Origin of the sequence: Xenorhabdus bovienii SS-2004 (assembly GCF_000027225.1) — a bacterium.
Lineage (GTDB): Bacteria > Pseudomonadota > Gammaproteobacteria > Enterobacterales > Enterobacteriaceae > Xenorhabdus > Xenorhabdus bovienii_C.
Genome location: NC_013892.1, coordinates 973,387 through 987,711, shown reverse-complemented (window position 1 = coordinate 987,711; position 14,325 = coordinate 973,387). Strand labels below are relative to the sequence as shown.

Annotated in this window: 13 protein-coding genes and 1 riboswitch; of the genes, 7 read left to right on the top strand and 6 right to left on the bottom strand. The window is 46.8% G+C overall.

All coding sequences use genetic code 11. The features are described 5' to 3' along the window. Positions 1 to 5: 5 nt before the first annotated feature. Positions 6 to 2,024, top strand: coding sequence for an excinuclease ABC subunit UvrB (gene uvrB / locus XBJ1_RS04215; protein ID WP_012987542.1), 2,019 nt, complete (start codon positions 6 to 8; stop codon positions 2,022 to 2,024). A 72-nt stretch (positions 2,025 to 2,096) separates the two neighbouring features. Here the strand turns inward: uvrB and yvcK are convergent, their stop codons facing one another. Continuing rightward, entirely contained in the window at positions 2,097 to 3,005 is a 909-nt protein-coding gene (gene yvcK / locus XBJ1_RS04210) for a uridine diphosphate-N-acetylglucosamine-binding protein YvcK (RefSeq protein WP_012987541.1), read from the bottom strand. A 291-nt stretch (positions 3,006 to 3,296) separates the two neighbouring features. Next, positions 3,297 to 3,453: riboswitch (molybdenum cofactor riboswitch) on the top strand. Between yvcK and moaA the strand changes: the two genes are divergently transcribed. The 5 genes from moaA to XBJ1_RS04185 all read left to right on the top strand — a co-directional run bounded on the left by moaA (position 3,440) and on the right by XBJ1_RS04185 (position 6,541). Next, positions 3,440 to 4,423, top strand: coding sequence for a GTP 3',8-cyclase MoaA (gene moaA, locus XBJ1_RS04205; RefSeq protein WP_173346406.1), 984 nt, complete (start codon positions 3,440 to 3,442; stop codon positions 4,421 to 4,423). Its footprint overlaps the riboswitch before it by 14 nt. 34 nt (positions 4,424 to 4,457) lie before the next feature. After that, a complete protein-coding gene (gene moaC, locus XBJ1_RS04200; RefSeq protein ID WP_012987539.1) occupies positions 4,458 to 4,937 on the top strand; it encodes a cyclic pyranopterin monophosphate synthase MoaC in 480 nt (159 codons plus the stop codon). After that, positions 4,934 to 5,179, top strand: a complete 246-nt coding sequence (moaD, locus tag XBJ1_RS04195) for a molybdopterin synthase sulfur carrier subunit (RefSeq protein ID WP_012987538.1) — start codon at positions 4,934 to 4,936, stop codon at positions 5,177 to 5,179. The genes moaC and moaD overlap by 4 nt, the downstream gene beginning before the upstream one ends. 2 nt (positions 5,180 to 5,181) lie before the next feature. Next, complete coding sequence (moaE, locus tag XBJ1_RS04190) at positions 5,182 to 5,634, top strand: molybdopterin synthase catalytic subunit MoaE (protein ID WP_038198383.1); 453 nt, start codon at positions 5,182 to 5,184, stop codon at positions 5,632 to 5,634. A 196-nt stretch (positions 5,635 to 5,830) separates the two neighbouring features. After that, positions 5,831 to 6,541: a Bax inhibitor-1/YccA family protein gene (locus tag XBJ1_RS04185; RefSeq protein WP_012987536.1), complete on the top strand. Its 711-nt coding sequence runs from the start codon at positions 5,831 to 5,833 to the stop codon at positions 6,539 to 6,541. Between the two features lie 264 nt (positions 6,542 to 6,805). On the opposite strand, the gene XBJ1_RS04180 is transcribed toward XBJ1_RS04185, so the two are convergent. Genes XBJ1_RS04180 through cecR form a run of 5 tightly spaced genes read right to left on the bottom strand, consistent with a single transcriptional unit; the run spans position 6,806 to position 12,570 of the window. Beyond that, positions 6,806 to 7,912, bottom strand: coding sequence for an ABC transporter permease (locus XBJ1_RS04180; protein ID WP_012987535.1), 1,107 nt, complete (start codon positions 7,910 to 7,912; stop codon positions 6,806 to 6,808). Positions 7,913 to 7,924: 12 nt separating this feature from the next. Continuing rightward, positions 7,925 to 9,100, bottom strand: a complete 1,176-nt coding sequence (locus XBJ1_RS04175) for an ABC transporter permease (protein ID WP_012987534.1) — start codon at positions 9,098 to 9,100, stop codon at positions 7,925 to 7,927. After that, positions 9,097 to 10,833, bottom strand: a complete 1,737-nt coding sequence (locus tag XBJ1_RS04170; RefSeq protein WP_012987533.1) for an ATP-binding cassette domain-containing protein — start codon at positions 10,831 to 10,833, stop codon at positions 9,097 to 9,099. The genes XBJ1_RS04175 and XBJ1_RS04170 overlap by 4 nt, the downstream gene beginning before the upstream one ends. 9 nt (positions 10,834 to 10,842) lie before the next feature. After that, positions 10,843 to 11,835, bottom strand: coding sequence for a secretion protein HlyD (gene hlyD / locus XBJ1_RS04165; protein WP_012987532.1), 993 nt, complete (start codon positions 11,833 to 11,835; stop codon positions 10,843 to 10,845). Positions 11,836 to 11,892: 57 nt separating this feature from the next. Then, complete coding sequence (gene cecR / locus XBJ1_RS04160) at positions 11,893 to 12,570, bottom strand: transcriptional regulator CecR (protein WP_012987531.1); 678 nt, start codon at positions 12,568 to 12,570, stop codon at positions 11,893 to 11,895. Positions 12,571 to 12,944: 374 nt separating this feature from the next. Between cecR and rhlE the strand changes: the two genes are divergently transcribed. Next, positions 12,945 to 14,324, top strand: coding sequence for an ATP-dependent RNA helicase RhlE (gene rhlE / locus XBJ1_RS04155; protein ID WP_012987530.1), 1,380 nt, complete (start codon positions 12,945 to 12,947; stop codon positions 14,322 to 14,324). The last annotated feature ends 1 nt before the right edge of the window (position 14,325 follow it).

Here is a 14,325-nt window from a genome sequence, read left to right as displayed (position 1 = left end):
TATTTATGACAAATAAAGTATTCAAGTTACATTCTGATTTCGAGCCGGGAGGGGATCAGCCAGACGCTATCCGGAAATTACAGGAAGGGCTGGAAGATGGTCTGGCCCATCAGACGCTTTTAGGGGTGACGGGATCAGGCAAAACTTTCACGATAGCTAATGTTATTGCAAATCTGAATCGGCCAACGATGATCCTTGCTCCCAATAAAACGCTGGCGGCTCAGCTTTATAGCGAAATGAAAGAATTCTTCCCTGAAAACTCGGTGGAATACTTTGTTTCCTATTATGACTACTACCAACCAGAAGCTTATGTACCCAGCTCAGATACCTTTATCGAAAAAGACGCTTCTGTGAACGAGCATATCGAACAAATGCGTTTGTCGGCAACGAAAGCCCTGCTCGAACGTCGGGATGTGGTAGTGGTTGCCTCGGTTTCTGCGATTTATGGTCTGGGTGACCCCGATAGCTACCTGAAAATGATGCTTCATCTGACCGATGGTATGCTCATTGATCAGCGCGCCATCTTGCATCGTCTGGCAGAACTGCAATATACCCGCAATGATCAGGCATTCCAGCGCGGGACATTCCGGGTGCGTGGAGAAGTGATTGATATCTTCCCCGCAGAATCTAATGAACATGCGCTGCGTGTTGAACTGTTTGATGATGAAGTGGAGCGGCTTTCCCTGTTTGATCCACTGACCGGTCAGATCCAGTACAACGTGCCGCGTTATACCGTCTATCCCAAGACGCACTATGTCACACCGCGTGAGCGTATTACTCAGGCGATGGAAGACATTAAAGTTGAATTGGAGCAGCGACGCAAAATGCTTCTGGCGTCGGATAAGCTGCTGGAAGAGCAGCGCATCACCCAGAGAACTCAATTCGATCTTGAAATGATGAACGAACTGGGTTACTGCTCTGGCATTGAAAACTACTCCCGTTATCTCTCTGGCCGTGCCGAAGGCGAGCCGCCGCCAACGTTGTTTGATTACCTTGCTGCGGATGGTTTACTGGTGGTAGATGAATCTCACGTCACTATCCCGCAGATTGGCGGTATGTATCGTGGCGATCGTTCCCGAAAGGAAACGCTGGTGGATTATGGTTTTCGCCTGCCATCAGCATTGGATAACCGCCCATTGCGGTTTGAGGAGTTTGAAGCACTGGCACCCCAGACGATTTATGTTTCCGCAACCCCCGGCCGTTATGAATTGGAAAAATCAGGTAACGAACTGGTTGAGCAGGTGGTGCGCCCGACGGGTCTTATTGATCCTGAAATTGAAGTTCGTCCTGTCGCCACACAAGTTGATGATCTGCTATCTGAAATTCGTATCCGTGCCGAGAAAAACGAGCGGGTACTGGTGACGACGCTGACAAAACGGATGGCAGAAGATTTGACCGAATATTTGGAAGAGCACGGTGAACGAGTGCGTTATCTCCATTCTGATATCGATACCGTTGAACGGGTGGAAATTATCCGTGATCTTCGTCTGGGCGAGTTTGATGTGCTGGTGGGCATTAACTTACTGCGCGAAGGCTTGGATATGCCGGAGGTTTCTCTGGTGGCAATTCTGGATGCCGATAAAGAAGGTTTTCTGCGCTCAGAGCGTTCCCTTATCCAGACTATTGGTCGAGCGGCGCGTAACTTGCACGGTAAAGCGATTTTGTACGGTGACAGAATCACCGACTCTATGGCGAAAGCCATTGGTGAAACCGAGCGCCGTCGTGCCAAACAGCAGGCATTTAACGAGGAGCACGGTATCGTACCGAAAGGGCTGAATAAAAAAATCGGTGATCTCCTGAAAATTGGTCAACCAGTGAGTGGCAAAGGAAAAGCCAAAGGGAGAGGTAAAATTTCTCCCGACACTGACGATTACCGTAAATTGTCGGCAAAAGAGCTGGAAAACAAAATTCGGGAATTGGAAGAAAAAATGTACCAGTATGCGCGGGATCTGGAATTTGAACAGGCGGCGAATATTCGTGATCAGGTACAGGCATTACGGGTGCAGTTTATTGCTAACTCGTAAATAGAAATAAAATGAAAGGCGGAGAGTGAATAGCATCACTCTCCACTTGCAAACTCTCCACTTGCAAAATAGTCAGCCCAATTTTTGCAGGGTATTTTCGATAGCCTGTCGTAATAATTCACGATCATGGCGATAGGGAATATCCTGAGCTTCCAAAATTTGTTGAGTCACAATCCGGTCACTTAAGGAACTGATATCAGTACAGGGGCCAACAATAATCGCATCAATCATCTTGCGGCCAATCTTACTTTCCATCATCTCAAGTTTATCGCTCAATGACAGCCCTGCGGCAGCATTGCTGAGTTCTTTCCCCAAGTTGCCAATATAAATCATACTGGCATTGCTACGGCGCAGAGATTGAGTTAAATCTTCCAGCAACAACAACGGCATCAGACTGGTAAAAAAACTACCGGGTCCGATCAAAATCAAGTCTGCCCGTTCGATGGCTTCCAACGCTTCCTTGGTGGTGCTGACATGGGGATAGAGCATTAATTCCTGTGGTACACAACTGAGTTGATCAACATTGACCTCCCCATACACCCTATTGCCTTGATCATCGACAGCCATTAAATCGACAGCATGTTCGGACATCGGGATAAGATGTGCGTTGACTTTCAGCAGGCTACGGAGCAGGTTAATGGCCTCAAGGGGGCGGACACTCAGGTGATCCAACGCCTTTAACATCAAATTACCCAGATTATGGCCGGCCAGTTCGCCATTACCACTGAATCGATATTCAAACATGGCGGAAGCGACCGTCGGTTCAGTGATCAGTTGATTCAAACAATTGCGGGTATCACCCCAGGCGATCCCACCTTCAGCACGCCGTATTCTTCCGGTTGATCCCCCATTGTCAGTCGTTGTGACAATACCGGTCAGACGGGCACCGAGAGATGAAAGGGAAGACATGACGCGCCCAAGTCCGTGACCGCCGCCGAGGGCGACCACACGATCTAAATCATCTAATGTGCGGTTTCGCATAGGGTTCCTGTTACTGATATTCACTAAACTTATATGGCCTTAATAAATCGGGTGTAATTTATCATAAAATATGATGCTTTGAGAAATTGCCGTGATTTTATCCGATCTTTTGCCGAATATTTTGATGGATAACAGAGTGATTTATCTTCAGAAGTTGATGTGACAACGTTTCATTAACTCGTTGTATAATAAAATATATATTGAAGGTTGGTGTTAGCTTTTTATTATCTTAAACGTTAGAATCAGCAACGAGAATCTCGTTACTCACACAATTATTCACATAATGATTGGAATTGGTATTAACTCCTAGCCTCTGTGTCTAAGTCATTGTTCTATCATACGGATACCACATTGAGATGATGCTTTGGCCGTGGCTCCTGAGTCACCAGGGTGCAAGGTAGAAATGCCTGCATCTCCCGCATTTGGAAGGTGTTATTGTGGAACAACTCGTAGATGCATTTGCCCGCAAATTTTATTACTTGAGATTATCGATTACCGATGTGTGTAATTTTCGCTGCACATATTGCCTGCCTGATGGCTATCATCCTCATGGACACCAATCGTTTCTGTCCCTGCCAGAAATTCGCCGCGTCAGCCGTGCATTTGCTGAACTTGGGACGGAAAAAATTCGCCTGACAGGCGGAGAACCCACTATGCGTCGTGATTTTTGCGATATCATCGCGACAGTGCATGAAAACCCACAGATCAAAAAAATCGCCATTACGACCAATGGCTACCGGATGGAGCGTGATGTTGCCCGCTGGAAAGAGGCGGGACTGACGGCGATCAACGTCAGTGTGGATAGCCTTGATCCCCGCCAGTTTCACGCCATTACCGGACAGGATAAATTTTTCCAGATTATGCGTGGCATTGATGCGGCTTTTGACGCAGGGTTCAGTGCAGTGAAAGTCAATGCCGTATTGATGAAAAACGTCAATGATACTAGCCTGCCCGCTTTCCTTGCGTGGATTAAACATCGTCCGATCCAATTGCGTTTTATTGAATTGATGGAGACGGGGGAAGGTAGTGAATTGTTTCGTCGCCGCCATCTTTCCGGTGAAGTGATCCGTTGCCATTTGTTGCAACAGGGCTGGCAGCAACAGCAACGCGCCCGTAGTGACGGGCCGGCGCAGGTTTTTAGTCATCCTGATTATCAGGGCGAAATTGGCCTTATCATGCCGTATGAAAAAAATTTCTGCCAAAGCTGCAACCGCCTGCGGGTTTCTGCGATTGGCAATCTTCACCTGTGCCTGTTTGGTGAACAGGGCATTCCATTACGTGATTTATTGTCCGATGACACGTTACTTAATGATCTGAAATTGCGCATTCAGGGTGGCTTGCGCCATAAGCGTGAGACTCACTTTTTACATCAGGGGGATAGTGGCATTACCCCTAATCTTTCTTTCATTGGCGGTTAATTTAACGGCTCAATTCATTTTTCAGGAGCGGAGAGTGTCCCAACTGACCCATATTAATACTGCGGGTGAAGCCCATATGGTGGATATTTCTGCCAAAACGGAAACCGTGCGAGAAGCACGGGCGGAAGCCTTTGTTGAAATGCAGGCTGAAACGCTGGCCATGATTGTTGCTGGTGATCACCATAAAGGCGATGTTTTTGCGACTGCCCGTATTGCGGGGATTCAGGCAGCGAAGAGAACTTGGGAATTGATCCCACTGTGCCATCCGCTGCTGCTGAGTAAAGTTGAAGTACAACTAGAAGCACAAGCCGAACATAATCGTGTCAGAATTGAATCCTGCTGCCGCCTGACGGGGAAAACCGGCGTGGAAATGGAAGCCTTGACTGCTGCGTCCGTGGCGGCTTTGACGATTTACGATATGTGCAAGGCAGTGCAAAAAGATATGGTGATTGGGCCGGTACGTCTGCTGGAAAAAAGCGGCGGCAAATCAGGAAACTTTAAGGTGGGATCATGATCAAAGTCCTATTTTTTGCACAGGTCCGTGAACTGGTAGGGGCTGATTCACTCGAACTGCCTCATGAATATCTAACGGTTGCGGATCTCCGTCATTTCCTGATTGAAAAAGGAGAACGATGGGCGCTGGCATTGGAAGAGGGTAAATTGCTTGCCGCAGTGAACCAATCCTTTGTACATGCTGAACACCCTTTGCACGATGGTGATGAAGTGGCTTTTTTCCCGCCAGTTACGGGGGGATGATCATGGAAAACACACGAATGTGTGTCCAAAGGGAGAGATTCAACGTTGGTGACGAATACCAATGGCTCTCGCAGTGCGATGACGATGGTGCGGTTGTTACCTTTACGGGCAAAGTGCGCAACTATAATCTTGGAGATAGCGTCAAAGCACTGACACTGGAGCATTATCCGGGTATGACGGAAAAAATGTTGCAGGTTATCATTGACGAAGCCCGTCAGCGCTGGCCGCTGCAACGGATCAGTGTCATTCATCGCATCGGTGAATTGTATCCGGGTGAGGAAATTGTGTTCGTTGGTGTCACCAGCGCTCACCGTAGCATGGCTTTTACTGCGGCTGAATTCATTATGGATTATCTGAAAACCAGAGCACCATTCTGGAAAAAAGAGTCTCTGGTGGAAGGAGAGCGCTGGGTAGCAACGCGAGAGAGTGATCAGGAAGCGGCTGGGCGCTGGTAAATAACGGTAAAATCTTTTGGCTGATAATTTTGCGGCCTACCTCTAAAACTGGATAGTTAAATAATATGTCACTGAAATTGCCATTAATCGGCGGATGGTTTTGTTAATGTTCTATGCTAATGTATAACATTTGAATAGATTGTTTATTTTTAAGCAATCCCAATTTCCCTTAACTTGTTATAAAAAGGTAATCGTCATGGACCGATATCAACGTTCTAGTGGTTCGATTGTCCAGAAAGCTGGCTCTGGTGTACAAACTTATATGGCACAAGTCTACGGCTGGATGACTTGTGGTCTGCTGTTAACTGCATTTGTTGCAGGATATGTAGCAAATAGCCCTGAAATCTTAAACGCAATTTTTAGCAGCTCCATTGTATTTTATGGCCTGATCATCGCCCAGCTTGCACTGGTATTTGTGCTGTCTGGCTTGGTTCATAAAATGAGCGGTGCGCTGGCAACAGGGTTGTTTATGCTGTATTCCATGCTGACAGGGCTGACGCTTTCCAGTATTTTTGTGGTTTACACGAGTGGTTCAATTGCCAGCACTTTTGTCATTTCAGCGGCGATGTTTGGTGCACTGAGTGTCTATGGTTATACCACTAAGCGCAGTCTGAGTGGCTTAGGTAGCTTCCTGTTTATGGGGTTGATTGGTATCGTTCTGGCTTCTCTGATAAACATCTGGCTGAAAAGTCCGGCACTGATGTGGGCAATCACCTATATTGGTGTTCTGGTCTTCGCGGGTCTGACTGCTTATGACACTCAGAAACTGAAAGAAATGGGTGCGGAGCTGGATGTTAACGATAAAGAGAACCTGCGCAGATATTCTATTACTGGCGCATTGACTCTGTATCTGGACTTCATCAACCTGTTCCTGATGCTGTTACGTATTCTCGGTGACCGTCGTTAATTACCATTGAATATTTTGAGAAAAACCTGCATTAGCAGGTTTTTTTATATTAAAAAGAAAGTAAGAAGATCTTTTTCTGATTAATTGTTGATATATTATTTCCCATTATCTTTCTGTTAATTATTTTTTAAAGAGAATGTAAAAACAGAATGATGATCGGTTATGTTTCCCTCTTTTTCCACCTCCGGTCAAGAGCTGCTCCTGTGGAATACCTCACTGAAAAATCAGCCAAAAGTTCGGGAGAACATAATTTCTCATAATTCATCAAGCAATTTTACTACGGAATAACCGATAGGCGATCCCGCCAGTTGTCACGGTAATGACTAATAACGGCCATAAGCTGTGCCAAATCACTGAAAAATCCGCGCCTTTCAAATAAATTTGCTTAGTGATATCAGTAAAATGCCGAATAGGATTAACCCACGTAATATCCTGTAACCAAACGGGCATATTTTCGACGGGGGAAATATACCCAGACAGCAGAATAGCTGGCATCATAAACACAAACACGCCGATGAAAGCCTGCTGCTGCGTTGAACAGACAGCGGAGATAAGTAAGCCAAAACCAACAAGCGATAGCCCATAAACCAGAGTGCAGCCATAAAATAGCAGCAGGGAGCCGGCAAAAGGGATTTGGTAAAACAGTGTCCCAATAAGTAAAACAATACTTGCCTGAGTGGTTGCAACAACCAATGCGGGGATCGCTTTACCGAGGAAAATCTGCCATGTCGCCAACGGAGCAACCAGCAATTGATCCAGTGTTCCTTGCTCCCTTTCACGGGCAACGGAAAGTGCGGTCACGATCAAAACGCCAATTGTCGTAATCATGGCAACCAGTGATGGCACCACAAACCATTTATAATCCAGATTGGCGTTATACCAATTACGAATGATTAAATCGCTATTGTTGAGACTGGCCGAATTGCCTAATAATTCCTTCTGATAATTCATCACAATCTGCTGGATATAATTAGCGGAAATTTGTGCGCTGTTTGAGTTGCGTCCATCCAGTAAGACCTGAATTGATGTCGGTGTCTGGCTGGCAATATTGGCACTGAAATTTTGAGGAAAGCGCACCAATAGCAGTGCCTTACGGTTATCTAACGTCGGGCGGATTTCCTGCGAACTGGTTAACAAAATAATGTCAGGAAATGCTTTCGATTTTGCCAGACGCTGGGTTAATTCAATGGAAGCCTGCCCCTTGTCCTCATTATAAATAGCAATGGTGGCATTCTTGACCTCCAGTGTGGCCGCCCAGGGAAACAGGGTCATTTGAAAGAGAACCGGCACAATCAGAGTGGCCCGTGTTTGGGGATTCCTCAGGAGAGACTGTAACTCTTTCATGACTAGCGTATACAGGCTGTAAAACATGCTCTTTCCTTCTTAATCCAGATGCCGACGGGTTTTCCATGCGGTCAGGCCAATAAAAACGATGGCGCTGGCAATCAGCAGAAGCAAATTCGTGATCAGCACAGTGCCGATGTTACCCGCCAGAAATAGCGTTTGTAAGCTGCTGACGAAATAGCGGGCAGGGATGACATAAGTGGTTGCCTGAATAAACGCGGGCATACTGTCTATTTCAAAAACAAAGCCGGATAACATAATGGCAGGCAAAAAAGCGGCATTCAGGGCAATCATTGCTGCATTGAATTGATTGCGTGTCACAGTAGAAATCAGCAAGCCCATACCTAAGGCGGTAGCGAGATAGAGGCTGGAAATCAGTGCCAATAGCCAGAGTGAGCCGCGATAGGGAATGCCCAGTACAAACACAGTGAATACCATGCAAAGCACCATGACGAAAGAACCCAGCACTTGATAGGGTAATAGTTTGGCGAGCAGTAATTCAGTTCGGGTGACTTGGGTTGACAACAGTGCTTCCATTGTTCCCCGTTCCCATTCGCGGGCGACCACAAGAGAAGTGAGGATCGCTCCTACCACCGTCATAATAATTGAAATAGCGCCGGGGATGAGAAAATGCTGGCTGATGGCCGCAGGGTTAAACCAGTAACGGATTTGCATGTCAATGAGTGGAGTCGTTGAAACCGCGCGATTTTGTCCGCGTTGCTGTAGCCAGATTTGCCAGACACCTTTCGCATAGCCTTGAACAAAATTCGCAGTATTGGGTTCACTGCCATCAGTGATTACTTGAATGGGGGCATGACCACCAACGCGGGCGAGCTGGACATCAAAATTTACCGGTATCACGATGATGCCGCGAATCCCACCCATCTGCATTTTATTGATCAAGAGTTGGCGATTGTCGCTGACAGTAGCATCGATATAGGGCGAGCCTGTAAATGCATGAACGAGTTCACGGGCATCTTCACTTTGCTGTTCCATCAGAATGCCGAGGCGCAGTTTGCCGGAATCAAGGTTAATACCATAACCAAAGATAAACAGCAGCATCAACGGGATAACTACCGCAATCAAAGCACTGCTGGGATCGCGGATAATTTGTTTGCTCTCCTTAATGCACAATGCTTTTAACCGACGCCATGAAAAACTGACAGCTTTATGTGCTCCCTGATATTCAGGGCGAATGCGTTCAGGATGGCTCATTGCTGCTCCTTATCATAATTCACCACAAGATCGATAAAGGTTTCTTCCATTGAAGGATTGGGGCGTTCAGGAGTGGTGACCAACAGTTTCAACTCATCAGGTGTCCCGGCGGCGATCAATTTTCCCCGAAATACCAGCCCGATACGATCACAATACTCTGCTTCATCCATAAAGTGGGTAGTCACCATCACGGTAACACCTTTATCTACCATTCCGTTGATATGCAGCCAAAACTCGCGGCGAGTCAGTGGATCGACGCCCGATGTTGGCTCATCCAAAAACAGAATATCGGGTTCGTGCATCAAAGCGCAGGCGAGGGCAAGGCGCTGTTTAAAGCCGAGCGGAAGGCTATCGGTGGTTTGATGTAAGATCGGTTCGAGATTAAAGGCATTGACCATATCAGCCATTTTCTCCCGCTGATGGCGGCCTTTCAGCCCGTAAACACCGGAGAAGAACTTAAGATTCTGTGCAACGGTCAGATTGCCATAGAGGGAAAATTTCTGTGCCATATAACCGAGACGCTGGCGCGCTTTGCCTGAACTGGTTTTTAAATCCATATCCAGAACCAGCGCATTGCCCGAAGTGGGGATGATCAGCCCGCACATCATCTTGAAGGTCGTCGATTTTCCAGCACCATTAGGCCCGAGCAAGCCAAAAATTTCTCCGCGCTTCACCTGAAAATCCACATGATCAGTTGCTGCAAAATCACCAAATTTTTTGGTCAGACTACGGGCTTCTATAACGGTTTCCGTCGGATTGGGCGGTATCTGCGGCATGATTTCTGCCAGTGCAGAGCGATGGGAGGGACCGCCACCCAGTAGATCGATAAAGGCATCTTCGAAGCGAGGTTCAGCGTCAAATAGCTTGGCATCAGGCAGCCCTATTTGCTGGAGTAGATTGCTTTGGTCTACACCAGCTTTTAAGATCAGACGCACAGATCTTCCCTGAATCACCCCATCAGTCACTTGTGGCAGCGTAAGCGCATGTTGCAGGATTTTACGGCGGGAACCTTGTTTGACATCAAGTAGAAAAGATCGTCCGACAATATTCTGGGTCAATTTCTGCGGCTGGCCGCGATAGAGCAATTTACCACGGTTCAGCAGCAAAACATCACGGCACAGCTCTGCTTCATCTAAATAAGACGTGCTCCACAGAATCAACATTCCGTCGGAAGCGAGTTCGTGCACCATCTGCCATAATTCCTGACGGGCAATGGGATCAACACCTACTCCCGGCTCATCAAGCAGCAAAACTTTCGGGCTTCCTAATAGCGTACAGGCAAGCCCCAGTTTCTGTTTCATACCGCCGGACAATTTTCCCGCCAGCCGCCCCGTGAAATGGGTTAACTCTGTGAAAGTCAGTAGTTTTTGAAAAGTGGCCTTGCGCTCTTCGCGAAGCACACCCCGCAGCTCTGCGTATAAATTGAGATTTTCCAGCACGGTTAAATCTTCATACAGACCGAACTTCTGCGGCATATAGCCCAGTTCAGAACGTACTTTAACGCTGTCTTTGATGGGATCAAGCCCCATAATTTTAATATTGCCGTTATCGGGCTTCAATAGCCCTGCCAGCATCCGAATCAGCGTGGTTTTTCCGGCACCGTCCGGCCCGACAAGACCGGTGACCGATCCCCCTTGAATTTCTGCATTCAAGTGCGATACGGCAGGAACTTCCAACCCCGGAAACGTTTTCTCTACGCCGTTCAGTACTATCGTGTAAGCCGAACTGGTCATATTCGCGCCTTACTTATTAGAATCAGTAAAACGCAGAGTGACAGGCATACCCTGTTTCAGCCCTTCATCGGGATCGTTGACAATAATGCGCAGCCGATAGACCAAATCGGTTCTTAGGTCGGGTGTTTCGACATTTTTGGGCGTGAATTCAGCCGTTGGAGAAACAAAGCCGATTTTGCCGTGATAGGGCTGATTTTTCCGCCCATCGGTATAAATTTGGATTTCACGCCCTGCTATCGCTTGATTCAGATTGGGTTCATCAATATATGCTCTGATCCAGACAGGTTTGGTCAGCGAGAGTGTAAAGACGGTGTTTCCGGCTGCCAGCATCGTGCCGGGTTCGATGGCTCGGGTAAGAATGACACCCGCTGACGGTGAAGTCAGTTGCGTATCTTGTGAATTAAGCTCTGCCTGTGCCACGGCAGCTTGTGCTTGCGCCAGTTGCGCTTTGGCGGCGGCAATTTCTTCTTTGCGATAACCAGCCTCAAACTGACGTAACTTATCTTTTGCCGCTTGATAGGCCGCCAGCGCCTGATGTTGGCCGGTTTTGGCATTGTCCAAATCGTTGTCGGAAATCATTTTACGCTGCCATAACCCCTGTTGACGTTTCAGGAAGCTATCAGCGAAGCGGAATGCGGATTCTTTTTGCGTGGTCTCGGCACGTACTTGAGCAATTTCTTCAGTACGATAACCGGCTTCGGTTTTGGCAAGATTTGCTTTGGCGGCGTCACGGGTTGCTTTTGCCTGATTCAGGGCATTGATGAAGGGGGTATTGTCGAGCTGGCCGAGTGCCTGACCCGCAGTGATTGTATCGCCTTCATCTACTTGTAGGGCTGCCAGCTTACCTGCAACTCGAAAGCCAAGATTGACGGTTCTGACATCAACATTGCCATACAGCATTAATTCCTTGTCATTTTGTTCCTGATAATAATCAATGCCGACAATAGCTCCGATAACAATGATGATCGCTAATAGGAAAAGAGCAAACTTTTTACTGTTCATACCATCCCTTATGCGTTATTCAATTTTTAATGTTCAGCCTGTATGGCATTGAGTGTGTTACTTCTGCCGTAACCCGTTAAGCAATAAAGTGATGTGTTGAGATAACACTTGATTGATTAATTCGTATTCTTTGGTGCCAAGATTGTCCCAACCCGTTTGGCGTAGTAACGCTTCTCGAGCCAGACGGAAAGAAAGAATTTCCCCCAACAGGGCATGTGTGTGGATCTGTGTTGAAATCTGGTGTTCATCCGCGCCGATATAATTGGCAATGAGTTTATTCAGACGGGAATAAACCGGGGCAAGCCCTTGTTCATGGATAACGCTGTAAGCCGCTGTGGGCGTCAACTGCTCATGTGACATGATTCGGCTGAGATTGATGCTGCTTGTTTCGAAAATCAGACAGTTATACCTCGTCATTCCTTCATGGATAAATGCCAGTATCGGCGCTTGTGGATAAGGCTGAGAAGTTTCGACAAAAAAACGGTCAATCGCTTCAACGAGTGGGGAAAATTCCGATTTTAACTTATCGGCAATAAATTGTGCGACAGCAAGGTATAGCCCTTCTTTAGAGCCAAAATAATAAGAAATAGCGGCGATATTCTGTTTTGCGTGCTGGGCAATATTACGGGTGGTCGCACCTTCCAGACCGGACTTCCCGAAAATTTCTATCGCTGATTCAATAAGTTGCTGTTTGGCCTGTTCGCCTCGCAATGTTTGAGTCGTTTTAGCTGCCATGTTATGTGTATCCTGTTACAAAGAATTTTCGAAAATGCCATCAATATATCAATCATATGATTAACTTTAAAACTAAAGTAACCTGATGTAAAGCTGGCATAAATTTACGTTAAATCGCTACCAAAAAAAAATAATATGCCTATTTTTTGTCATTTCCTGCAAACCTTTTCTGCCAATAGACACGTTTATTAGCATATAAAAGTCAATTATTCTTTTCTTCTATGCTGCTTAGAAAAACATATCTGTTATAATGCCGCCTTATGATGCATTGCAGTTTGTGTAATTTCTTTGCGATTTATCGCGTCTGTTTTCTTCCCATAAAACTGCTCCTGAACGGGTTTCAGGAATGGTGAAGTCTGGAGCATTTCTTATTTATGAATTTTGAGTCACTCGGCTTGAAGGCTGATATTTTACGTGCCGTTGAAGAACAAGGTTACGTGGAACCCACCCCTATTCAGCAGCAAGCCATACCTGTTGTGTTGTCCGGTAAAGATCTTTTGGCTAGTGCCCAGACGGGAACGGGGAAAACGGCAGGGTTTACTTTGCCAATTTTGCAATTACTGAGTGAATCTCCGGCTCAGGCAAAAGGTCGTCGTCCGGTCAGGGCGCTGATTTTGACACCAACCCGTGAGCTGGCGGCTCAAGTGGGTGAAAATGTATGCAATTACAGTAAATATCTCAGATTGCGTTCATTGGTTGTATTTGGTGGTGTCAGCATTAATCCACAAATGATGAAATTACGTGGTGGTGTCGATATTCTCGTGGCAACTCCGGGGCGTCTGTTGGATTTAGAACACCAGAATGCGGTGGACTTATCCCATGTTGAAATCCTTATTTTGGATGAAGCCGACCGCATGTTGGATATGGGCTTTATTCATGACATTCGTCGGGTATTGAGCAAATTGCCTGCAAAACGCCAGAATTTACTGTTTTCGGCGACTTTTTCCGATGATATCAAGAGCCTTGCCAATAAACTGCTGCGTGATCCGGTGAGCATAGAAGTTGCCCGTCGTAACTCGGCTTCTGAACAAATTGATCAAGCTGTTCATTTTGTGGATAAAAAACGTAAGGGAGAATTGCTCTCTTATATGATAGGCAACCAGAACTGGCAGCAGGTATTGGTCTTTACCCGTACCAAACATGGCGCAAACCGTCTGGCGGAACAGCTCAGTCAAGATGGTGTCACTGCTGCCGCGATTCATGGTAATAAAAGCCAGGGAGCCAGAACCCGTGCGCTGGCCGATTTCAAGTCAGGCCGGATACGTGCGCTGGTGGCGACAGATATTGCTGCCCGTGGATTGGATATCGATCAGCTGCCCCACGTCGTTAACTTTGAATTGCCTAATGTTGCGGAAGATTACGTGCATCGTATTGGTCGTACAGGCCGTGCGGAAGCGACAGGACAGGCAATATCTCTGGTTTGTGTCGATGAGCACAAACTCCTGCACGATATTGAACGACTGCTGAAGCGTGAAATTCCACGTATTGCGATTTCGGGTTATGACCCTGATCCTTCCATTAAAGCTGAGCCAATTCTGAATGGAAGTAATTCCCGTGGCAGTCAGCGTGGTAACGGTAGGCAAAGCCCTTCTAACCAAGGCAGCAGCAAACCGAACCGCTCCAACCAGAGTCGTTCTAACCAAGGCAGTACCAAACAACACAGTGATCGTCCGCGCAGCAAAGGAACCCCATCGGGTCAGCGTCGGCAACGTACTTCATCCAAAACATCAAATGTAGCCGCATCAGGAAAATAAT